A 22798-nucleotide genomic window follows, 5' to 3' on the forward strand; every position below is an offset into this window, starting at 1 on the left:
TCGACTCGGTAGACACTGTCTCCAAAGGCGTCGTGCTGATGATGGCCGGCGGCACGGGAGGGCATGTGATCCCGGCGCTGTCGCTGGCGCGTGCCCTCGCGGCGGCCGGTCACGAGATTCATTGGCTGGGCAGCCCGCGCGGCATCGAGAATCGCCTGGTGCCCGACGCCGGCTACCCGCTGCATCGGGTCGAGGTCGCAGGCCTGCGCGGCAAGGGGCTGGCGGGCTATGCGGCGATCCCGTTTCGTCTCGCGCGCGCCGTCCTGCAGGCACGGCGCGTGATTCGTGAGCTCAAGCCGGTGCTGGTGGTAGGCCTCGGTGGCTTCGCCAGTGGTCCGGGCGGGCTCGCGGCGCGCCTTGAAGGCATTCCACTGATCATTCATGAGCAGAACGCCATCGCGGGCCTGACCAACAAGGTGCTGGCGCGAATGGCGACGCGTGTCTACGCCGCCTTCCCGGGCGCCTTCCCGCCGGCCCTCGGGGCTCAGGTGGTGGGCAATCCGGTGCGTGATGAGATCGCCGGCGTTGGTGCCGCCGGGCATGTGACCGAACCTGCTGTCGAGACGGCAGGCGAGGCGCGTGCGTTGCATCTGCTGGTGATGGGCGGCTCGCTGGGCGCTCAGGCGCTCAACGAGACGCTCGCGCCGGCGCTGGCTCTGCTGCCGGAAGCCTCGCGCCCCGTGGTGCGCCATCAGGCCGGACGTGACAAGCAGGAGGCGACCCTTGCCGCCTATCAGGCAGCCGGCGTCACGGCTGAGGTCAGCGAGTTCATCGGTGACATGGCCGAGGCCTATGCCTGGGCAGACCTCGTGGTCTGTCGCGCTGGCGCCCTGACCGTGGCCGAGCTGGCCGCGGCAGGTCGCCCTGCGGTGCTGGTGCCGTTCCCCCACGCCGTGGATGACCACCAGACCGTCAATGCCGCGGTATTGGTCAAGGCGGATGCCGCGCGCCTGATTCCCCAGAATACGTTGACTGCCGAGCGCCTCGCCGAGACGCTTGCAGAATTGCTCGACCCCAAGATACTCACTGGCATGGCCGCTCGCGCCCGCAATAGTGCGGAACTCGATGCGGTAGCGACCATGCTGGCAGGCTGCATGGAGACTCGCCTTGAACGCTAGCAATTCTGATCGCGGTGCAGGTATGCGCCGCATCCGTCGTATCCACTTCGTCGGCATCGGCGGTGTGGGCATGTGTGGTATCGCCGAAGTACTGGGCAACATGGGCTATGAGGTCAGCGGCAGTGACCTCAAGGAATCCGCCGTCACGGCGCATCTGCGTGAGTGCGGTGTGCGTGTCGCCATCGGTCATGCGGCCATCAATGCCGAAGGCGCGGATGTGGTCGTGGTCTCGACGGCAGTGGACACCACCAACCCGGAAGTGGCCTGGGCGCGGGAGCATCGCATCCCCGTCGTGCGTCGCGCCGAGATGCTCGCCGAGCTGATGCGCTTCCGCCAGGGCATCGCGATTGCCGGCACCCACGGCAAGACCACCACCACCAGCCTGACCGCGACCCTGCTCGCGGAAGGTGGCATGGACCCGACCTTCGTCATCGGCGGCAAGCTGACCAGCGCGGGCACCAACGCCCGTCTGGGCGAGGGCGAGTATCTGGTCGCCGAGGCGGATGAGTCCGATGCCTCCTTCCTGCATCTGCAGCCGTTGATCTCGGTGGTAACCAACGTCGATGCCGATCACATGGCCACCTATGAGGGCGACTTCAATCGCCTCAAGGACACCTTCATCGAATTCCTGCACAACCTGCCGTTCTACGGTCTGGCGGTGCTGTGTATCGATGATGCCAACGTACGTGAGCTGCTGCCCCGTGTTCAGCGTCAGTTCGTGACCTACGGCTTCAGCGACGATGCCGATTACCGCATCAGCGATTTCCGCCAGGGTGGCGGTCAGCTCAGCTTCACGGCGCTGCGTCCGGAAGGCCATGCACCGCTCGAGATTACCCTGGCGATGCCGGGTGAGCACAATGCGCTCAACGCCCTGGCGGCGATCGCCATCGCCACCGATGTCGGTGTCAGCGATGAGGCCATCGCCCGCGCACTGGCAAGCTTTGCCGGTGTCGGTCGTCGCTTCCAGGTGCACGGAGAATTCGCGGCACCCAATGGTGAGCAGAGCGTGATGCTGGTGGACGATTATGGCCACCACCCGCGCGAAGTGGAGATGGTGATTCGCGCCGTGCGCGCCGGCTGGCCGCAGCGCCGTCTGGTGATGGCCTACCAGCCGCACCGTTATTCGCGCACCCATGATCTCTATGAAGACTTCGTGCGTGTGCTGTCCGAAGTCGACACCCTGTTGCTGCTGGATGTCTACAGCGCCGGGGAAGCGATGATTCCGGGCGCCGATGGCCGCTCGCTGGCGGGCTCGATCCGTCAGCGCGGTCAGGTGGACCCGCTGTTCGTCGAGCACAAGCGTGCCTTGCCGGACTTGCTCAAGAACGTGCTGCGTCCGGGCGATATCCTGATTACCCAGGGGGCGGGCGATGTCGGTGGCATTGCGCTGGCACTGGCGGGGGCCGACCTCAAGCTTGACGAGGTGACGCTATGACCGTCTCTTCCTCCCCATCCGGGTCGACAGGCGTGAATCCTGAACTGGCCACGCGCTATGGACGTGTCGTGGTGCTGTTCGGTGGCCTGAGCGCCGAGCGCGAGGTGTCGCTCAAGAGCGGTGAGGCGGTGCTGGCGGCCCTGCAGGGCGCAGGTGTCGATGTGCAGGGCTATGACATGGCGCATGGGCTGGCCGGTCTCGAGGCATTGCGCCCCGACCGTGTCTTCATCGCCATGCATGGTCGCGGCGGCGAAGATGGCACCTTGCAGGGGGCGCTGGAATTGCTGGGCATCCCCTACACCGGCAGCGGCGTGCTGGCCTCGGCGCTGGGCATGGACAAGCTGCGTACCAAGAAGCTCTGGGATATCGAAGGCTTGCCGACGCCGCGTTCCTGTCGCCTGGCGGCGGACACGGACTGGCAGTCGGTGCTCGAGACGCTCGGGACGCCGGTGGTGGTCAAGCCGGTGCATGAGGGGTCGACGCTCGGCATCCATATCGTCGAGGACGCCCAGGCGCTCCAGGATGCCTGGACGGATGCCAGTCGCTTCGATGCGGTGGTGATGGCCGAGCGTTTCATCAAGGGCCCGGAATACACGGTGTCGGTATTGGACGGCGAAGTTCTGCCGGCCATTCGCATCGAAGCCGATAGCGGGTTCTATGATTACGATGCCAAATACATCGCCAATACTACGCGCTATCTTCTGCCTTGTGGTCTGAGCGCTGCGCGCGAGTCGGAATTGGCCGAGATCTCGCTCAAGGCATTCAACGTGCTGGGCTGCGAGGGTTGGGGCCGTGTCGATGTGATGGAAGATGCGGACGGCGCCTTCTGGCTGCTGGAAGTCAACACCTCACCGGGCATGACCGATCACAGCCTGGTGCCGCAGTCCGCGGCGCATGTCGGGCTCGATTTCGCCACCCTGGTGCTGCGCATTCTCGACACGACTCTCGCCGAGCGGGACGCAAACGACGCGTCAGTCGCTCAGCAGAGTGGTCATTGATTGATGGCGGCGCGTAGCACTACCGGCGCAATCTTCGGCCTCGTTCTCGGTCTTGCGCTGCTGGTCGCGGGCGGACAGGCATTGTGGACCTGGCTTGACCGTCCCATTGAGCGAGTCACCATCAAGGGTGACTTCGATCATGTCAGTGCTGCCTACCTTCAGCGCCATATCGCGCCGTTGATTCGTGGCCAGAGCTGGCTCTCCGTCCCATTGGGCGAGGTTCGGCGTCGCGCGTTGGCGATCGATTGGCTGAGTGAGGTCAGCATCTCGCGTCGCTGGCCGGATACACTCGAATTCGAGCTGTTTGAACAGCAGCCGGTGGCCTACTGGAATGATGGCGAATTGCTCAATGTGCGCGGTGATGCCTTCCAGGCGGGCCCGGTCACACAGCTGGGCAATCTGCCCAATCTGGCGGGGCCCAAGGGCAGTGGATCCGAAGTGCTGGCCGAGCTTGACGCGCTGCAGAGCCAGTTGGGCGGGCTGGGGCTCAATGTCTCCCAGTTGCGATTGGAGCCACGCGGCGCCTGGCGCTTTCAGGTCAATGATTCGGTGTGGGTAATGCTGGGTCGCAATGATCGAGAGGCACGTCTGGCGCGTTTCATGGCGGCCTGGCAGCGGCGTCTGGGTGATGAGGCGTCGCAGATCCGCTACATTGATCTGCGTTACCCCAACGGAGTGGCAGTGGCGTGGCATGGGGAGACGACGGCACCCGAAGAAGGCAAGGGCAGTTGAGGCAAATGGCGACACTCACTACATGCTTCATTTGCGTGTGAGTATTAGCAAAATGGCGATATCGCCAGTTTCATTTGTCGTCAATCCCGCCTATTCTAGCGGGGATTTGCGCCCCTCGGTATTTTAGGCTGGTATGCCCCAAGTGGCTGCTCCTATACTGGGAAGTCAAATCCCTCTGTACGGGTTAAACGGAACGTAAACCCGTTTTGGGTGGTGCGGCAGACATGTTGTCTGTCAAAGCGCGCAATTATTTTCATGATGAACCAGAATCAAGGAGCTGGCCCGACCTATGGCAGGACATTCCAAATCACAGGATATGGTGGTCGGGCTGGACATCGGAACCTCCAAGGTAGTCGCGATCGTGGGTCAGCCGACCGATGATGGCGGTATCGAAATTGCGGGAATTGGCTCCCACCCTTCACGTGGCATGAAGAAGGGTGTGGTGATCAACATCGAATCGACCGTACAGTCGATCCAGCGCGCAGTGGAGGAGGCTGAGTTGATGGCCGGCTGCGATATCCACTCGGTATATGTGGGCATCGCCGGCAGTCATATCAGTTCGATGAATTCCGATGGTGTCGTGGCGATCAAGGATCGCGAAGTGACGCCGTCTGATATCGAACGCGTGATCGACTCGGCGCGCGCTCGAGCGATTTCTGAAGGTCAGCGCATTCTTCACGTGCTGCCGCAGGAATATGCCATTGACCGTCAGGAAGGTATTCGCGAGCCGTTGGGCATGTCCGGGGTGCGTCTTGAGGCGCGCGTTCACCTGGTCACTGCCGCACTGAATGCCGTGCAGAATATCGAGAAGTGCGTGCGTCGCTGCGGGCTCGAAGTCGACGACATCATTCTCGAGCAGCTCGCCTCGAGTCATGCGGTTCTGACCGAGGATGAGCGTGAATTGGGTGTGTGCATGGTGGATATCGGCGGTGGTACCACGGATATCGCCGTCTTCACCGAAGGTGCCATTCGTCATACGGCTGTGATCCCCATCGCGGGTGATCAGGTCACGAATGACATCGCCATGGCGCTGCGCACACCGACGCAATATGCAGAAGAAATCAAGGTCAAGTATGCCTGTGCTCTGACCCAGCTGGCCTCCAGCGACGAGACGATCAAGGTGCCGAGTGTCGGTGACCGACCGGCACGTGATCTGTCCCGTCAAGCGTTGGCCGAAGTGGTCGAGCCCAGGTATGAGGAACTGTTCACCCTGGTCCGCGATGAATTGCGTCGCAGTGGCTATGAAGATCTCGTGGCTGCGGGCGTGGTTCTGACGGGTGGAACGTCACGCATGGAAGGTGTCGTTGAGCTGGCGGAGGAGATCTTCCACATGCCGGTTCGCATCGCTTGCCCGCAAAATGTGCGTGGACTGGCGGATGTGGTCCGCAATCCGATTTATTCCACGGGTGTGGGTTTGCTACATTATGGGATGAAACAGGAGCGGCACACGCCATCGTCGACGACCGTCGCGGTGCGCAGAGAGGAATCTGCCGCGCGACGCGTTCACGGCCAAGAGCACGACACCTCCACGCTGGAGCGGATCAAGGGCTGGTTCAAGGGAAATTTCTGACAGGGATTACAGAAAGACTGTGATCCAGGAGACAGGGCATATGTTCGAACTGGTAGATAACGCACCCTCCAGCAGCGCGGTCATCAAGGTGATCGGTGTTGGCGGCGGCGGTGGTAACGCCGTCAATCACATGGTCGAGAGCAACATCGAAGGCGTCGAGTTCATCTGCGCCAACACCGATGCTCAGGCGCTCAAGCGCGTGGCCGCCAAGACTGTCCTGCAGCTGGGCAGTGAAATCACCAAGGGGCTTGGCGCTGGCGCCAACCCGGAAGTGGGCCGTCAGGCGGCGATGGAAGACCGTGAGCGTATCGTCGAGCTGCTGCAAGGCGCCGACATGGTCTTCATCACCGCTGGCATGGGGGGTGGTACCGGTACCGGCGGTGCTCCTGTCGTGGCGCAGGTCGCCAAGGAACTGGGTATCCTGACCGTGGCTGTCGTCACGCGTCCGTTCCCGTTCGAAGGACCGCGTCGTCAGAAGGCGGCAGAGCAGGGCATGAAGGAGCTCTCCGAGCACGTCGACTCCCTGATCACCATCCCCAACGAGAAGCTGTTGTCTGTGCTGGGCAAGAGCGCCAGCCTGCTGAGCGCCTTCAGCGCCGCCAACGACGTGTTGCTGGGTGCTGTGCAGGGGATCGCGGAGCTGATCACCAGCCCGGGCATCATCAACGTCGATTTCGCCGACGTGCGCACTGTCATGTCCGAGATGGGCATGGCGATGATGGGGACCGGTGACGCCATCGGCGAGAACCGTGCTCGTGAAGCCGCCGAGAAGGCCATTCGCAGCCCGCTGCTCGAAGACATCGATCTGCACGGCGCGCGCGGTATCCTGGTCAACATCACGGCGGGCCCGGACCTCTCCATCGGTGAATTCAACGATGTGGGTGCCACCGTGCAGGAGTTCGCTTCTCCGGACGCCACCATCGTGGTCGGGACGTCCATCGACATGGACATGACCGACGAGCTGCGTGTCACTGTCGTGGCGGCGGGTCTCGACGGTCGCGTCGAGAAGCCGGCGGCGCGTGAAACGGCACCGGCCAAGCGTACCGTCGAGAAGCCGGCGGACTACCGCAGCCTGCAGACGCCGACGGTCACCCGTCAGGCCAAGGAAGAGCAGGAAGCGGCAGCCAAGAAGTCTGAGCCGCGCAAGTCGCGTGATATGGATGACTATCTCGATATCCCGGCCTTCCTGCGTCGCCAGGCTGACTGATGCGCACTGACTGACACGTCATTGACGCTCATGCGCCAGTCGGCACGAGGCTGAGATGACACGGCTCATCGTGAGTCTGACTTCACCCATCCGGGGCTTCCCGGGTGGGTGAAGTCGTTTCCGGGGCAGACAAAAGGGGCTTTCGCCGCCGGCGCGGGGCGCTGCCTGTGCGTCACGTGTGCATCCGCCAGTGCCGTGGGCGCGTAAGGAAGGGAGGACTTCAAGCTGTCTTGCACATTGATTATCGTTTTATGGCAGTGCGAGTGAGAACTGTTTGGTGATTGCGTGTTCATACTCAGCACGAGGCCAGCAGGCGCGCGGGTCAGCCTCAATGGTGCTCGAAAGGCAATGTTGAATTTCCCTAACAGCGGCAGGTGACAATTTGTTGAATTCCTGCATTGCTGTTATCATGAACACTGTTTCCAAATTCAGGCTGACTGGCTATCTCCCTATGATTCGACAAAAAACACTCCAGAATACGATCCGCGCCACAGGCGTTGGTCTGCACTCAGGTGACAAGGTTTACCTGACGCTGCGTCCCGCTCCGGTCAACACCGGCATCGTCTTCATCCGTACCGATCTCGAGCCGCAGGCTCATATCCGTGCCGATGCGATGAGCGTCCGTGACACCACCATGTGCACCGCCGTCTCCAACGGTGAAGCCAAGGTGACGACCGTCGAGCACCTGATGTCCGCCTTCGCAGGCCTGGGCATCGACAACTGCTTCGTCGAGTTGTCCGCGCCGGAAGTGCCGATCATGGACGGCAGCGCCGGTCCGTTCGTCTTCCTGATCCAGTCCGCTGGTATCCAGGAGCAGTCGTCGCTCAAGAAGTTCATCCGCATCAAGCGCGAGATCGAAGTGCGTGATGGTGACAAGGTCGCGACCTTTCTGCCGCACAACGGCTTCAAGGTGTCCTTCGCCATCGACTTCGATCACCCGGTGTTCGAGCAGCAGAAGCAGACCACCACGGTCGACTTCTCTACCACCTCCTTCGTCAAGGAAGTGTCTCGCGCGCGTACTTTCGGTTTCATGCGTGATCTCGAGTTCCTGCGCTCCCAGAACCTCGCGCTGGGCGGAAGCCTCGACAACGCCATCGTCGTCGATGACTATCGCATCCTCAACGATGAAGGCCTGCGTTACGACGATGAGTTCGTCAAGCACAAGGTGCTGGACGCCATCGGCGACCTCTACCAGCTGGGTCACAGCATCATCGGTGAGTTCCGTGGCTACAAGTCCGGTCATGGCCTCAACAACATGCTGTGCCGCGCGCTGCTGGAAAATGCCGACAGCTACGAGGTCGTCACCTTCGAGAACTCCGATGCGATGCCGATTTCCTATGCCTCTCCGGCGCTTGCCGTCTGAGTCGAGGTCAATGACAGCAGCGAAAGCTGCAAGACGAGGTATTTCAGAAGAAAAGCACTCAGAGACAGTACGAGCAGAACACTGTGACCTAGCCCGTCCAGCCTGACAGCACTGCTCCGGCCTTAGCCAGCCGGAGATGGGAACGACAACAGCCGCGCCGCCCTTCTGGGCGGCGCGGCTGTTTGCATGCCAGACAAGAAATGCTTGAGTTGGCTCAGGGCGTCTCGGTGTCGTCGCTCGAATCCGATGCGTGAGCTGCCAGTCGCTCCAGGGCGAGGCGCAGACGCTCGTCCCGGGTATGGGAGGCGCAATCCAGCAGATGTTCCGCGGCAGCCTCTGGCAGGTGGCGTGGTTGGCGTGCGGGCACGAAGGCCGGGCGGATCGGGCGGACCTTGAAGGCCAGGCGGGCGAGGGTGGCGAGTTCTGGCAGCTCGCGCAGCACACTGGTCAGGCGACGCTGCTCATAGCGCAGCCAGGTCAGCCAGGAGGCGCGGCTGGTGATCAGCGTCAAGGTGTCATCGTGATAGCCGCCGACGAAGACCTGTTCCTGCATGTCCTTGGGCAGTGCGGCACGCAGGTGCAGCTGGGCCTGCTCGAGCATGCGCGCCTGGCGCATGACGCTGCCAAGTTGCCCCTTGCCGTTCAACAGGCGCGCCGCGGGCTGGGCGCGGAAACGCTTAGCCTTTATACTCATGGGCTTGCATGCCGGTTCAGTGATTTCCGGCAATCTATCATGAGCGGGAGTCCGGCAACAGCATGAGCCCTGTCGATGCCACAGCACGCCCTCGTGCGTTACCGGATTCCGGTAGCGGCGCTTCGCGTCGCTGGTCGGTACGCACGGCGCCACGCTGGCTGCTGGCAGGCCTGCTGCTCAGCTGTCTGTTCCCCGCTGGACTGAGCGCGGCGCAGGTCGAGCGCGTCAATCTGACGCTGGCCAGCATTCAGTTGCTGGCACCCGCGGTGATTCGTGCCGAGAGTCGCCGTCAGGGGCTACGCTGCCTGCGCAAGCGGGTGCGTCGTGCGCCCCAGGCCAGTCCCAACCTCCCGCGCCAGCGCTCCTTCGTTTCCTGCACCCGCGTTCTGCTGCGTGGCCTCGTCAATGCCATCGCGCCGCGTGCGCCGCCCATTCTGTCCTGACACCCCGTTCATCGTTCGCGCCGCGGATGATGAGGTTCGTTTTCTCTTTCGAGCGTAATGCCTGATGGGCCCCGGGCCACATCGAGCTGCCCTGTCATCGCGTTTGGCGGCAGCGCTTGAGTGTCATGATATGTGAAGGCGTGACCCGACCCCGGGTCACGTACAAGGACAGAATATGCTGGGTAAATTCCTGACCAAGGTAGTGGGTTCCAAGAATGATCGCGAAGTGAAGCGCCTGCGCAAGCGGGTCAACGCGATCAATGCGCTCGAGAGCGAGCTTGAGCCGCTCTCCGATGAGGCGCTGACAGCCAAGACCGCGGAATTCCGCGAGCGTCTCGCGCAAGGGGAACACCTCGACAAGCTGCTGCCGGAAGCCTTCGCGACCGTGCGTGAGGCCAGCAAGCGCATCATGGGCATGCGTCACTTCGATACCCAGATGGTCGGTGGCATGGCGCTGCACGAAGGTCGCATCGCCGAGATGAAGACCGGTGAGGGCAAGACGCTGGTGGGGACGCTGGCGGTCTACCTGAACGCACTGACCGGCGAAGGCGTCCACGTGGTGACGGTCAACGACTATCTGGCAACCCGTGATGCCAACTGGATGCGTCCGCTGTATGAATTCCTCGGCCTGAGTGTCGGTGTCATCTACTCCGGCCAGCCCAATGAAGACAAGCGCGCCTCCTATCAGGCCGATATCACCTACGGCACCAACAACGAATACGGTTTCGATTACCTGCGCGACAACATGGCCTTCTCGCTGGAAGACAAGGTCCAGCGCAAGCTGCACTTCGCCATCATCGATGAGGTCGACTCCATCCTGATCGATGAGGCGCGCACGCCGCTGATCATCTCCGGTCCGGTGGAAGAGAATACCGACCTCTACAAGATCATCGATCGCATGGCGCGCGAGCTCGAGCAGTGCAGCGATGAGGAAGACCCGGAAAGCGGCGACTTCACCCTCGATGAGAAGCAGAAGCAGGTCGAGCTGACCGAGTTCGGCCACCAGAAGGTCGAGGCGCTGCTGCGTGCCCAGGAGCTGCTCGGGGAGGAGGATTCCCTGTATGCAGCCCAGAACCTGAGCCTGCTGCACCACGTGCACTCTGCGCTGCGTGCCCAGAACCTGTTCGTGCGTGACGTGGATTACATCGTCAACAACGGTGAAGTGGTCATCGTCGATGAGCACACCGGGCGTACCATGGTCGGTCGTCGCTGGTCTGAAGGCCTGCACCAGGCGGTCGAGGCCAAGGAAGGCGTTGCCATCCAGAAGGAAAGCCAGACGCTGGCATCCACGACCTTCCAGAATTACTTCCGTCTCTACGACAAGCTGTCCGGCATGACCGGTACGGCCGATACCGAGGCCTTCGAATTCCGTCAGATCTACAACCTCGACGTGATGGTCATCCCGACCAACAAGCCCATCGCGCGCAAGGACATGAATGATCTGGTCTATCTGACCGCGGAAGAGAAGTTCAACGCCATCATCGAGGATGCCCGCGAGAAGGTCGCGGAAGGTCGTCCGGTGCTGGTGGGTACCGCTTCGGTCGAGACCTCCGAGCTGCTGTCACAGATGATGCACAAGGCGGGCGTCAAGCATCACGTCCTGAACGCCAAGCAGCACGTCAGCGAGGCTGCCATCATCGCCCAGGCGGGTCGTCCGGGTGCCGTGACCATCGCGACCAACATGGCCGGTCGTGGTACCGACATCATGCTGGGCGGCAACTGGGAAGCCGAGCTTGCCGAGCTGGAAGCGCCGACCGAAGAGCAGATCAACGAGATCAAGCATGGCTGGCAGGAGCGTCACGAAGCCGTGCTGGCCGCGGGCGGTCTGCACGTGATCGGCTCCGAGCGTCACGAATCACGCCGTATCGACAACCAGCTGCGCGGTCGTGCCGGTCGCCAGGGTGACCCGGGCTCCACGCGCTTCTTCCTGTCGCTGGAAGACAGCCTGATGCGCCTGTTCGGCTCTGACCGCGTGCAGCGTCTGATGGGCGCGCTGGGGCTCGAGAAGGGCGAAGCCATCGAGCACAAGATGGTCTCCAATGCTGTCGAGCGCGCGCAGAAGAAGGTCGAGGGTCGCAACTTCGACGTGCGCAAGCAGCTGCTCGAGTACGATGATGTCGCCAACGACCAGCGCAGCGTGATCTATGAGCAGCGCAACGACATCCTCGAAGCCGACGAGATCGCCGAGAACATCGCCGGCATCCGTCGCGAGGTGCTCGATGACGCCATCTCCCTGCGTGTGCCGCCGCAGAGCCTGCCGGAACAGTGGGACCTGCCGAGCCTCGAGAACGACCTCAAGACCGACTTCAACCTCGACCTGCCGCTGGTGCAGTGGGCGGAAGAGGACGAGCACTTCCATGAGGAAACGCTGCGTGAACGTCTGCAGGCCGCCCATGAAGCGCTTTATGCCGACAAGGTCGAGGCCGTTGGCCCTGAGCTGATGCGCCGCTTCGAGAAGCAGGTCATGCTTCAGGTGCTGGACACGCGCTGGAAGGAGCACCTGCAGGCGATGGACAACCTGCGTCGCGGTATCCACCTGCGCGGCTATGCCCAGAAGAACCCGAAGCAGGAATACAAGCGCGAAGCGTTCGAGCAGTTCCAGACGCTGCTGGTTAACATCAAGTCCGACGTGGTGCGCATTCTCAGCCACGTGCAGGTGCGTCGCCAGGAAGAGGTCGACACGCTGGAAGAAGAGCGTCGTGCCAACCTCGAGCGCGAGCAGGCCAGCGCCGAAACGCGCCGTGTCGATGAAGATGCGGTCAGTGAAGACGGCGTTCAGGCGGCCGAAGAGGTCGTCGAGGCACAATACGGTGCGCAGCCTCAGGCCCAGGGCGATGGCGAGCCGATGCGCCGCGATGTGCCCAAGGTCGGCCGCAACGACCCGTGCCCGTGCGGTTCCGGCAAGAAATACAAGCAGTGCCACGGCAAGCTGAGCTGACACTGCGCCAAACAGTCTCCCTGCGCGTCACGTCGATTCGGCTCGCAGGGGGCAGTTGTCACAGAACACCATGATTGGAGACGTGAGCGATGGCGGTAGGGCCTTCCACTTTTCCCGCTGACATGCCGGCGATTGCCGGCTTTCAGATCGGGGTTGCTGAAGCCGGTATCAAGAAGCCGGGTCGTCGTGATCTGGTGATCATGGCCCTCGAGGCAGGGTCGCGTCTTGCAGGCACTTTTACCCGCAACGCCTTCTGTGCGGCACCGGTCCACGTCGCACGTGAGCACCTCACGGCAGGCGTCGAAGGGCCGCGTTATCTGGTGATCAACACCGGCAATGCCAATGCGGGGACTGGCGAGCAGGGCATGACCGATGCTCGCGCGACCTGCCAGGCATTGGCGGAGATCGCCGGCTGTGATGCAAAGGCAGTATTGCCGTTCTCGACCGGCGTGATCGGTGAACCGCTGCCGATGGATCGCCTGACGGCGGCGTTGCCGACAGCCTTTGCCGACCTGGGCGAGGGCGACTGGTCTGCCGCGGCGCATGGCATCATGACCACCGATACGCGGCCCAAGGGCAGCTGGCGGACGCTTGCGCTGAGCAATGGCGAGAGCGTGACGCTGGCGGGTGTCTCCAAGGGCTCCGGCATGATCTGCCCGAACATGGCGACCATGCTGGGCTTCGTGACCACCGATGCTGATCTCGCCATCGATCAGTCGGCGCTCGATGCCATGCTGCGCCGGGTGGTGGTCAAGAGCTTCAACAGCATCACCGTCGATTCCGATACCTCCACCAATGACGCCTGCATGCTGGCTGTCACGGGGCAGGCCGGGCGTGTCGAGGGTGAAGACCTGATCGCGTTCGAGGCCGCCCTGGCGGAGGTCATGCTCGAGCTGGCTCAGGCCATCATTCGTGATGGCGAGGGGGCGACCAAGTTCGTCACCATCGAGGTCAGCGAGGCGCGTTCACAGGAAGAGGCGCGTGCCGTCGGCTTTACCGTCGCGCACTCGCCTCTGGTCAAGACAGCGCTCTATGCCAGCGACGCCAACTGGGGGCGCATTCTGGCGGCCGTCGGACGTGCGCCGCTGGAAGAGCTGGACGTTACGGGTGTCGCGATCACGCTCAATGGCGTCACCATCGTCGAACAGGGCGGTCGTGCCGACAGCTACACCGAAGCCGCCGGCAGTGCCGCCATGGCCGAGGAGGAGCTGGTGATCGGCATCCGCTTGGGACGTGGACGGCAGGAAGCTCGCATCTGGACATCGGATCTGTCCCACGATTACGTCTCGATCAACGCTGATTATCGTAGCTGACGCCCCAGGGCGGAGGCTTACGCTGAACGGTAATGCAATATCTCCCGCAGGCTTCGCCTCTCGAGGCGGAGTCGGATGTACAACGCGAGTCAAAGGTACAGGCATCATGCCGAAGCGAAGGGTTCACGTGGCGGCTGCCGCCATCTTAAACGAACAGGGCCAGGTCCTGATTGCACGTCGTCCCTCGACGGTGGATCAGGGCGGCTTGTGGGAGTTTCCGGGTGGCAAGCTGGCGCCTTACGAAACCGGTCTGGAAGCGCTCAAGCGTGAGCTGTGCGAAGAGCTGGGCATCGAGATCATTCGTGCTCAGCCGCTGATCCGTATTCATCACGAATACCCGGACAAGCACATCCTGCTGGATGTGTGGGAAACGCGTCAGTTCACTGGCGAGCCCTTTGGTCGTGAAGGGCAGGCAGTGCGCTGGGTCGAGATCGAGGACCTCTACAAATACGCCTTCCCGGCGGCGAATCTGCCGATTCTGCGGGCGGTCTCGCTGCCGCGCGAGTATCTGATCACGCCGGAAGAGGCCGATGAGGACGTCTTCGAGACGCGTCTGACGCGTGCGCTGGATGAAGACGGGGTGCGTCTGGTCCAGCTGCGCGCCAAGGAGCTGGATGAGGCGGCCTATATCGCGCGTGCCGAGAAGGCGCTGGCGATCTGTCATGCGCGTGGTGCCCGTCTGCTGCTCAACGCCGAACCGTCCATGCTCGACAAGGTCGATGCGGATGGTATCCACCTGACCAGCGTGCGTCTGGCGGAGCTGGCGGAAAAGGGCGAGCGTCCGATTGCCGCCAACAAGTGGTTGTCTGCCTCTACCCACGATCAGCAGCAGCTGGATCAGGCCGGTCGTGTGGCGTGTGACTTCGTGTCGCTGTCGCCGCTGCGTGTGACGCCATCGCACCCTGAGCGTCCGCCACTGGGCTGGCATGACTTCCAGGGGCTGGTCGAGCAGGCGTGCATGCCGGTCTATGCGCTGGGTGGCATGTCCCGCTATGACAGCGATCACGCACGCGCCGTCGGCGCCCAGGGTATCGCATCGATCCGTGATTTCTGGAAGTGATGATCGCGCGTTGATGGCAGCTGCCTGAACGAAAAAGACCCTCGAGGCTAGCCTCGAGGGTCTTTTTTATGCCCAGCATCTTGAGTGTCGAGCTTTGTATCGGTCTGAACCAGCAGGGCTCTCTCGAGCGCTACTGCTGATGCATGTCGCGCTCCATGCGCGCCACCATCTCGTCGATGCTGGTCTCATCCATGGCGGGCTCACCGGCGATGCTGTGGGATTCGTCAGCCCAGGCGCCAAGATCGAGCAGTTGGCAGCGCTTGCTGCAGAAGGGGCGAAACTCGCTGGCGGCACTCCATACCACGTCGGTACGGCATTGCGGGCAAGCGACGGTCAATGGTGTCTTGCCATTGTGGGAAGCGGTGGCATCAGACATGAGGGGTGTCCTGAAACGGTGTATGGGGGGCGCTCAGTGATCGATAGTAGGCATCCATGGCCGCTACCTGTTCACGAAGATGCGCCTGGCTTCCGTCATTGTCGATGACATCGTCGGCCTTGGCCAGTCGTGTCTCACGTGGCAGCTGGGCCGCGAGGATGGCGCGCACCTGCGCTTCGCTGACACCATCGCGGCTCAGTGTGCGCGCCAGCTGAACATCCTGGCTGACATCCACCACCAGGGTGCGTGAGGCGAGGCTGTCCTGGCCGGACTCGAACAACAGCGGAGAGACCAGCAGGCGATAGGGGCTGGTCATGGCCGCCAGGTGCTGCACGATCCGCTCCCGGATACGCGGATGGGTGCAGCGCTCCAGCCACTGGCGCTCCTCGGGGGCAGCGAAGATCCGCTCGCGCAGCGCGGCGCGATCAAGCTCGCCCTGCGCCGTGACGATCGACTCGCCGAAGTGGGCGATGATCTCGGCCAGTGCGGTCTCGCCGGGGCGCACGATTTCGCGCGAGACATCATCGGCATCCACCCATTGGATGCCAAGCTCGCCGAATAGCCGCGCGACGCTCGATTTACCGCTGCCGATGCCGCCGGTGACACCGATGATGGGGCCTTGGGTTGGAGAGGACGTCGTCATGCGCCGATCACGCTCAGGTAGAGGCTCATCAAGGGCGTGCCAAACAGCAGGGCGATCCAGCCGGCAACCGCCAGGTAAGGGCCGAAGGGCATCGGGGCGCCGCGCAGACGCGGTACCAGCAGTTGCAGCAGGATGCCCAGAACGGCCCCGAGACCAGCGGACAGAATCAGCAGCAGCGGCAACCACTGCCAGCCGAGCCAGGCACCCAGCGCGGCGAGCAGCTTGAAGTCACCGTAGCCCATGCCTTCCTTGCCGGTGATCAGCTTGAATAGCCAGTAGAAGCTCCACAGCACCAGATAACCCGCCATCGCGCCGATGACAGCACTGGGCAGCATCAGAGGCTGGAACAGCAGCTGATAGGCGAGGCCTGCCCACAGCAGTGGCAGGGTGATGGCATCTGGCAGCAGCTGGGTGCGGAAGTCGATGACTGACAGCACCAGCAGAGTCAGGCAGGCGCCGAAGATCCACAGGCTCTGTGCCTCCAGGCCATAGATCAACGCGATGGAAGCGCCGAGCGCGCCACCGGCAAGTTCCACCAGCGGGTACTGCGCGCTGATGCGCGTATTGCAGCTGGCGCAGCGACCACGCCGCTTCAGCCAGCCGAGAATGGGGAGGTTGTCGTGCCACTTGATCGGCGTGTCACAGCCCGGGCAGCGTGATGCGGGCACCAGCAGATTGAAGCGCGGCGTGTCTTCGGCTTCCAGCTCCAATGCCTCGCGGGCCTCCGCGCGCCATTGGCGCATCATCATCACGGGCAGGCGGGTGATGACGACATTCAGAAAGCTGCCGATCAGCAAACCGAATATACCGGCCAGGCAGGCTTGCAGTGTGGGGGAGAGTTGGGCGAGTGATTCCACGAGTCGTCCTTGTCAGTAAATGACACGGCCGCGTCCCTGAGGTGGCGCGGCCGCTTGGCATGAAAACTTCTTCCGAGATACTGGCCGCGTGCTAGATCGCGTTGCCCAGCTCGAAGATGGGAAGATACATCGAGACCACAAGCCCGCCCACCAGGGTGCCTAGCACCACGATGATCAAGGGCTCCAGCAATGAGGTCAGCGCATCTACCTTGTTGTCGACATCTTCTTCGTAGAAATCCGCCACCTTGTTGAGCATGGCATCCAGTGAGCCGGATTCCTCGCCAATCGCCACCATTTGCACCGCCAGTGTCGGGAACAATTGCGTATTGCGCATGGCGAAGTTCAGCTGCTGGCCTGTAGAGACATCTTCCTTGATCTGGGCAATGGCACGCTCGTAGACCTTGTTGCCTGAGGCGCCGGCGGCAGTATCAAGCGATTCCACTAACGGAACACCCGCCTGGAAGGTGGTGGCCAATGTGCGTGAGTAACGAGCGACAGACGATTTATCCAGAATATCGCCGAGCACGGGTACCTTGAGCATGAAGCGGTGACAGCCATAAGCAAATTTTTCAGATCGTTTCATGCCTTGAGCAATAAGCATTCCAGTAAGCACTACTATGCCAAGGGCTACATACCAGTAGTTTTGAGCGTACTCAGACAGATTAATAGTCAATTGAGTAAATGCTGGGAGTTCTGCGCCAAAGCCTTGAAAAAGAGTTTCAAATTGTGGGACTACCTTGATCAACAGAATAGCTGTTACCCCGATCCCGACGCCGATCACGGCGATAGGGTAATAAAGGGCTTTCTTGACGCGCGCCTTGAGTGAATCAATCTTTTCTTTATAAGTTGCGACACGGTCGAGCATCTTGTCCAAGGCGCCAGCTTGTTCGCCAGCTTCAACCAGATTGGCAAACAGGTTATCAAAATGCTGGGGGTGTTTGCGCAAGGCTTCCGAAAAGCTGGCGCCTGCTCCCACCTGATTCATCATGTCTTCGACCAGATGACGCATGCCTGGACTCTTCATGCTTTCAGCCACGATGCCAAATGCCTGAAGTACCGGTACGCCAGCACGGATCATGGTCGCCATCTGACGGGCGAACATGGTGACATCCTTGCCACTGACCTTCTTGCTGCCGCCAAACAGGGAGGACTTCTTGCGCAGGCGCTTGAGCACGATCCCCTGGCTGACCAGCGTGCTCTTGACCTGATCGACGTTGGCCGACATCAGCTCGCCCTTGACGTTTTCACCGCGCGAGTTCTTGCCCGACCATTGCCAAGTTTCAATGCCCGCTTTTTTCTTGTCTTTCTTGGCAGTTCTGGGAGTTGCCATGTCAGTTATCGTTCCCTGATAAATGGGGAGCAGGCATTGAAGGTCTAGCCATGATCAATGCCTGGGTCATCTTGTCTACAATGTGCCTGATGACTGAGCAAAAGTCAGCTATCTGGCGTATTGATCGCTGTCGCCAGCATGGACAACATTTCATGCTTGGCCTGCAGCAGCGACTCAGTCCTTGGTGATGCGATTGACTTCTTCCAGCGAGGTCATGCCCGACATCACCTTGCGCAAGCCGCTACGCCTCAGGTCTGAAAGCCCTTCCTTGCGCGCCTGGTCTGCCAGCTCGATGGCGGTGCCCTCACGCATGATCAAGCGGCTCATCTCATCCGAGATCGGCATGACTTCATAGATGCCGACTCGCCCCTTGTAACCCAGCGTGCACTGGCTGCAACCGACGGGGCGGAATATGGTTGCGGCCGCGAGTTCTGCTGCACTGAAGCCATTGTCTTCACTGAAGCCCATCGAGGCCATCGCCTCGGGCGGAATCTCCGCGGGCTGTCGGCAGTGGGTACACAGGCGGCGAGCAAGGCGCTGAGCGATGATCAACGAGACGGAACTCGCGATATTGAAGGGGGCAATTCCCATGTTGCTCAGGCGTGTCAGTGTCTCGGGCGCCGAGTTGGTGTGCAAGGTAGAAAGTACCAGGTGACCGGTCTGTGCCGCCTTGACGGCAATCTCGGCGGTTTCCTTGTCACGAATTTCCCCGACCATCACCACATCGGGATCCTGGCGCAGGAAGGCGCGCAGGGCCGAAGCGAAGTCCAGGCCGATCTTGGGCAGCACGTTGACCTGGTTGACGCCTTCTACCTTGAGCTCGACCGGATCTTCCGCCGTCGAGATATTGCGCTCCGGTGTATTGAGGATATTCAAGCCGGTGTAGAGCGTCACGGTCTTGCCGCTACCGGTCGGGCCAGTGACCAGAATCATGCCCTGTGGCTGATCCAGCGTCTTCTCGAACATGGCGCGTTGCTCGGGTTCAAATCCCAGCGCCTCGATGCCCATCTTGGCCGAGCTGGGGTCGAGGATACGCAGCACCAGCTTCTCGCCGTACACGGTGGGCAGTGTATTGACACGGAAGTCGATGGAGCGGGACTTGGACAGACGCAATTTGATTGCACCATCCTGCGGCAAACGGCGCTCGGAAATATCCATGCGCGACATGACTTTCAGGCGCGCCGAGATACGATTGCGCATATTGAAGGGCGGGCGAGTATTCTCGATCAACATGCCATCGATACGAAAACGAATGCGATAGGTGGATTCGTAGGGCTCGAAGTGGATATCCGAGGCGCCACGCTTGATGGCATCCAGCAGCACCTTGTGAACGAAGCGCACCACCGGTGCATCGTCACTGCTGGCCGTGATCGCCATGTCATGGTTGTTATCTTCTTCGCCCTCGAAATCCAGCCCATCAAGCGCTTCGCCATCTTCGCTCAGCATGTCCATGGCGCTTTCTTCGCCGGCCTCCAGGTACTGCTCCAATGCCGGCGTCAGCTGGTCGGCGGCGACTAGGACACTCTCGATCGACAAGCCGGTGGCAAATTGCAGTTCATCAAGATGCGTGAGCGTCGATGGGGAGGGCACACCGACGGTCAGGCGATGCTCGCGGCGATAGAGTGGCAATACTCCCAGCTTGCGCAAGACTTTCTCGGGCAGCTCATCAATGGAAGGCAGCGAGTCGATACGAAGGGCATCGAGATCCACATACGGTAAGCCGTATTCCCAGGCGGCCGCCAATGTCGCGTCACGTGCCGTCACCAGGCCGTGCGCGATGATATGCAGCAACAGGCTTTCTCCGGCCTCATTGGCTTCCTGTTCAGCCAGCTGTGCTGCCTGTGGTTCGAGCAGGCCAGAGTCGACCAGTCGTGCAGCAAATCCTTTTAGCGTGTGTTCTGACTGGGGCATGACACTCTTCCTGTTGCAGTTGCCAATGGGCCTACTTTGACTGCTTCAAACGTGAAGCAGGCGCTGATGCGCTGTGCGTGAACTCTGGTGCGGTAAGCCATCGTATTACAAACATCGTCTTGCAGAAGAGTGTAGCTGGATTGCCCAGCGCTAGGAATGGCGCATTCATGACATGAAAGGAGGATAGGGTTTGTGGAGGGGAGCTAGCCAAACGCTGCTGGGTTGGGAGTAACGTTGAAGAGCGCCTGAGTCTCGAGCACAAAGTTTTTGTGTTCGTTGCTTGCAATGTCACCGAGTGTAATCTATTGTAACAACCAAGCAGCCGTCAGCGCCGCCAAGCAAGCGTCTTGCGACATGGCAATGGCACCTGAACTGTGGCTGTGGTATCACTCGTCCCGTCCGGTCGACACCCCGTGATATCAAGATGTTATGCTGGTGAAGATGTTGTTGGGAATAATTAGAAGCATACGCCCATACTGACATTCTTCTGTAACATCCTGCTGGTCAGGGAAGGTAACCGGGGTTTCAGGACGTACGACCTGATCTCACTACGCAAATGCAAGGGAGTCACACCATGACACGCAAGCAACAAGCTGGTTTTACACTGATCGAGCTGATGATCGTTATTGCCATAATTGGAATTTTGGCTGCTATAGCCATTCCGCGTTACCAGGATTACACTAAGCGGGCTAATGTCTCAGAAGGTTTGCAGCTGGCGGCTGCAGCAAAGACAGCTGTTACCGAGGTGTATTCTACTTCAAGTAATTTCCCAACATCTAATGACGCGGCAGGCTTGCAAGCAGCAAATAAAATCACAGGTAATGCAGTTGACTCTGTAACTGTTGGTACTGGCGGTGTAATTACTGTTAATTATAATGCTACAGTTGCAGATACGGCCGAACTGACTCTTACTCCTGACTCAGCAACTGATGGCGGTAGTATTACTTGGTCTTGCACTCGTAATGATGCTATGGATGCAGCATGGGTTCCGGCGGACTGCCGATCCACAACCTCTACCTAATTAAAGTCAAGTGCCATTGATTTTAATTAGTAAATTAAAAAAACTAACAGCGAGCGATAAGTTCGCTGTTAGTTTTATGTTTTTAACTTTTCTTCTTGCTTGTGTTTTTTTGCTTTCGAATAGCTATAATTATAATCGGTCTGTCCAGTTTCTTGTTTTTGGAACACTCGTCTTGCTTTTTGTTCATTCTCTTACCTTATGGCAGTATCTTGTGTTTGATGTGTCTGTGCTGCTTTTTTTGCTTATAAATTGGTGTGTAAGCAGCGCCATTCTTGGTCAGGTAGATTGGCTTGATCCATATATTATGTATTTGGCTTTATATCTTTTTATAGCTATTTTTATCTATAAGGTTAGATGCTTTGTTTCTGAAAGAGTAGCTTTATTGTGTGTAGTAATTTTTGTAAGCGTTTTTATAGTTGTGAATAGTTTGCTCTATGTAATATTCATGGCAGAAGTTGCATGTGGAGAGCTGCATAAATACGACACTTTAGTAGGTTTTTCTAATCCTAGATTTTACGGGCATATACAATTAATTTACATTTTATTGGTGATTTGTATGTTTGCGGATAATAAGCTATGTCTTCGCTCCATACTAGGTTTTATGATTTTCTTATCAGGTTGCTTTGTGTTTTTTCATGTATTAATACTTGGCAGTAGGGGTGTTGTTCTGTCTGTTATATTATCATTTTTGTTTCTGATCTTTCTCGCATCCAACAGGAAATATATTACTTTTTTAATCATATTTTTTTTTGTAGTTGTCGCTTGTATTGTTGTAAGCTATAAATGGTGGTTCGGTGGGGCTCTTGGCGAAGGTTTTGTTGATCGAGGTGGTAGCGGTAGATTAGTTTTATGGGCTTTGGCTATCGAGGGCATTTTTGAAGATTGGTCTAGTGTATTAATCGGCCATAACTTTTTTTCATTTCAAAATGCTGCTAAACTAATTGGGCGATCTGAGCAGCATCCGCATAATTTTATTTTAGATATGACTTATAGATTCGGGCTTGCTTTTGGGTTTAGCTTGCTATTAGCTGTTTTTGTATTGCTTTATTTTATGGTTAGAAAGCGCCTAGATGGATGTTGTATAGTCACTTCAAAAGCTATTCCACCTTTCTCGATATTTATGCTGTCTAACTTTAGTGCGATCTACGCACCAGCAATATCACAGTTCATGATATCTCTTGTGTTGATATATAGCTTGTCGGGAGATGATAGATTGCAACTTCTCGCAAGTTATTCAGAGAAGTTTTCTAGAATGCGATATTTTACATTGGCAATAGTAGTTGGTATTGTTCTTATTGGGCTTTTATTAATTTCTGGCTTTAAGGCTTCTATAGTTGCCTATAATCATGAGCAGATATCCTATAATAGATTATATCCGTATTTTCTTGCAGAGTGAGGCGTGCACGATAGTGCACGCCTTCGTAAGTTGAATTTCAATAAAGCGCTTCTTCTTCTTCCACCACATCCTTCAGCAGCTCCAGGAACAGCTTGTCTGCATCGGAGTGTTCTGCGGGATCTTCCGGGATATGGATGCTGGTAGTGTCAGAAATCTCGTTGGCGATGATAGCCAGCACTGCTTGCTCATTCTTTCCTTGTTCCGCCCCTTCCTTGAGGCGCGCTCGCGCCACGACCAGTGACTGTTCGAGAATCTTCGGGTCTTGCAGCAGCTTGCGGATGAAACCTTTCAGCTCGCTGATGATGCGTGTCTTGTGCATTTCGCCGGATGCGTTGCTCATGGCGTGCTCCTTGTCTGGTGGATGTCTGTCTTTGAGTTCGAGGGTGAATTCTG

The 22798-nt window shown here is 59.3% G+C and carries 20 protein-coding genes; 13 read left to right on the plus strand and 7 right to left on the minus strand.

Annotated features, from left to right (window positions below):
- Positions 1–41 precede the first annotated feature (41 nt).
- From murG to lpxC, 7 genes are all read left to right on the plus strand, one after another.
- Entirely contained in the window at positions 42–1118 is a 1077-nt protein-coding gene (murG, locus tag HA399_RS03655) for an undecaprenyldiphospho-muramoylpentapeptide beta-N-acetylglucosaminyltransferase (RefSeq protein WP_404326901.1), read from the plus strand.
- A 22-nt stretch (positions 1119–1140) separates the two neighbouring features.
- Positions 1141–2553, plus strand: coding sequence for a UDP-N-acetylmuramate--L-alanine ligase (murC, locus tag HA399_RS03660; protein WP_216059803.1), 1413 nt, complete (start codon positions 1141–1143; stop codon positions 2551–2553).
- A 32-nt stretch (positions 2554–2585) separates the two neighbouring features.
- On the plus strand, positions 2586–3551 hold the full coding sequence (locus HA399_RS03665; protein WP_404326088.1) for a D-alanine--D-alanine ligase: 966 nt from the start codon (positions 2586–2588) through the stop codon (positions 3549–3551).
- 3 nt (positions 3552–3554) lie between these two features.
- Complete coding sequence (locus tag HA399_RS03670) at positions 3555–4283, plus strand: cell division protein FtsQ/DivIB (protein WP_286987197.1); 729 nt, start codon at positions 3555–3557, stop codon at positions 4281–4283.
- 289 nt (positions 4284–4572) lie between these two features.
- A complete protein-coding gene (gene ftsA, locus HA399_RS03675) occupies positions 4573–5853 on the plus strand; it encodes a cell division protein FtsA (protein WP_043332496.1) in 1281 nt (426 codons plus the stop codon).
- A gap of 40 nt (positions 5854–5893) precedes the next feature.
- Positions 5894–7060 (plus strand): cell division protein FtsZ, encoded by a 1167-nt coding sequence (gene ftsZ / locus HA399_RS03680; protein ID WP_043332494.1) that lies wholly within the window; start codon positions 5894–5896, stop codon positions 7058–7060.
- 451 nt (positions 7061–7511) lie between these two features.
- A complete protein-coding gene (gene lpxC / locus HA399_RS03685; RefSeq protein WP_404326089.1) occupies positions 7512–8423 on the plus strand; it encodes a UDP-3-O-acyl-N-acetylglucosamine deacetylase in 912 nt (303 codons plus the stop codon).
- A gap of 214 nt (positions 8424–8637) precedes the next feature.
- Here lpxC and HA399_RS03690 read toward each other — a convergent pair whose 3' ends face one another.
- Positions 8638–9117: a DUF721 domain-containing protein gene (locus HA399_RS03690; protein ID WP_404326090.1), complete on the minus strand. Its 480-nt coding sequence runs from the start codon at positions 9115–9117 to the stop codon at positions 8638–8640.
- A 62-nt stretch (positions 9118–9179) separates the two neighbouring features.
- Here HA399_RS03690 and HA399_RS03695 point away from each other — a divergent pair, with 62 nt between their 5' ends.
- The 4 genes from HA399_RS03695 to HA399_RS03710 all read left to right on the plus strand — a co-directional run bounded on the left by HA399_RS03695 (position 9180) and on the right by HA399_RS03710 (position 14871).
- The gene (locus HA399_RS03695; protein ID WP_043332488.1) at positions 9180–9560 is read left to right on the plus strand and encodes a hypothetical protein; all 381 of its coding nucleotides are present in this window, start codon (positions 9180–9182) and stop codon (positions 9558–9560) included.
- A gap of 175 nt (positions 9561–9735) precedes the next feature.
- Complete coding sequence (gene secA / locus HA399_RS03700; RefSeq protein WP_404326091.1) at positions 9736–12498, plus strand: preprotein translocase subunit SecA; 2763 nt, start codon at positions 9736–9738, stop codon at positions 12496–12498.
- 89 nt (positions 12499–12587) lie between these two features.
- Positions 12588–13811, plus strand: a complete 1224-nt coding sequence (gene argJ / locus HA399_RS03705) for a bifunctional glutamate N-acetyltransferase/amino-acid acetyltransferase ArgJ (protein ID WP_404326092.1) — start codon at positions 12588–12590, stop codon at positions 13809–13811.
- Between the two features lie 106 nt (positions 13812–13917).
- Positions 13918–14871 (plus strand): Nudix family hydrolase, encoded by a 954-nt coding sequence (locus HA399_RS03710; RefSeq protein WP_107335407.1) that lies wholly within the window; start codon positions 13918–13920, stop codon positions 14869–14871.
- Positions 14872–15001: 130 nt separating this feature from the next.
- Here HA399_RS03710 and yacG read toward each other — a convergent pair whose 3' ends face one another.
- From yacG to pilB, 5 genes are all read right to left on the minus strand, one after another.
- Positions 15002–15247 (minus strand): DNA gyrase inhibitor YacG, encoded by a 246-nt coding sequence (gene yacG / locus HA399_RS03715; RefSeq protein WP_043332481.1) that lies wholly within the window; start codon positions 15245–15247, stop codon positions 15002–15004.
- Positions 15240–15890, minus strand: a complete 651-nt coding sequence (gene coaE, locus HA399_RS03720) for a dephospho-CoA kinase (RefSeq protein ID WP_404326093.1) — start codon at positions 15888–15890, stop codon at positions 15240–15242. The genes yacG and coaE overlap by 8 nt, the downstream gene beginning before the upstream one ends.
- Entirely contained in the window at positions 15887–16747 is an 861-nt protein-coding gene (locus HA399_RS03725; RefSeq protein WP_303568750.1) for an A24 family peptidase, read from the minus strand. Before HA399_RS03725 ends, coaE begins: the two co-directional genes overlap by 4 nt.
- A 91-nt stretch (positions 16748–16838) precedes the next feature.
- Positions 16839–18077: a type II secretion system F family protein gene (locus tag HA399_RS03730; protein ID WP_404326095.1), complete on the minus strand. Its 1239-nt coding sequence runs from the start codon at positions 18075–18077 to the stop codon at positions 16839–16841.
- Positions 18078–18251: 174 nt separating this feature from the next.
- Positions 18252–19988, minus strand: a complete 1737-nt coding sequence (gene pilB, locus HA399_RS03735; RefSeq protein WP_404326097.1) for a type IV-A pilus assembly ATPase PilB — start codon at positions 19986–19988, stop codon at positions 18252–18254.
- A gap of 574 nt (positions 19989–20562) precedes the next feature.
- Between pilB and HA399_RS03740 the strand changes: the two genes are divergently transcribed.
- Positions 20563–21009, plus strand: a complete 447-nt coding sequence (locus tag HA399_RS03740; protein WP_404326099.1) for a pilin — start codon at positions 20563–20565, stop codon at positions 21007–21009.
- Between the two features lie 220 nt (positions 21010–21229).
- Positions 21230–22405, plus strand: a complete 1176-nt coding sequence (locus tag HA399_RS03745) for an O-antigen ligase family protein (protein ID WP_404326101.1) — start codon at positions 21230–21232, stop codon at positions 22403–22405.
- Positions 22406–22442: 37 nt separating this feature from the next.
- Here the strand turns inward: HA399_RS03745 and HA399_RS03750 are convergent, their stop codons facing one another.
- Complete coding sequence (locus HA399_RS03750) at positions 22443–22745, minus strand: hypothetical protein (RefSeq protein WP_043332474.1); 303 nt, start codon at positions 22743–22745, stop codon at positions 22443–22445.
- Positions 22746–22798 lie beyond the last annotated feature (53 nt).

It is taken from the genome of Cobetia sp. UIB-001, assembly GCF_044789135.1.
In the GTDB taxonomy this organism is placed as follows: domain Bacteria; phylum Pseudomonadota; class Gammaproteobacteria; order Pseudomonadales; family Halomonadaceae; genus Cobetia; species Cobetia amphilecti.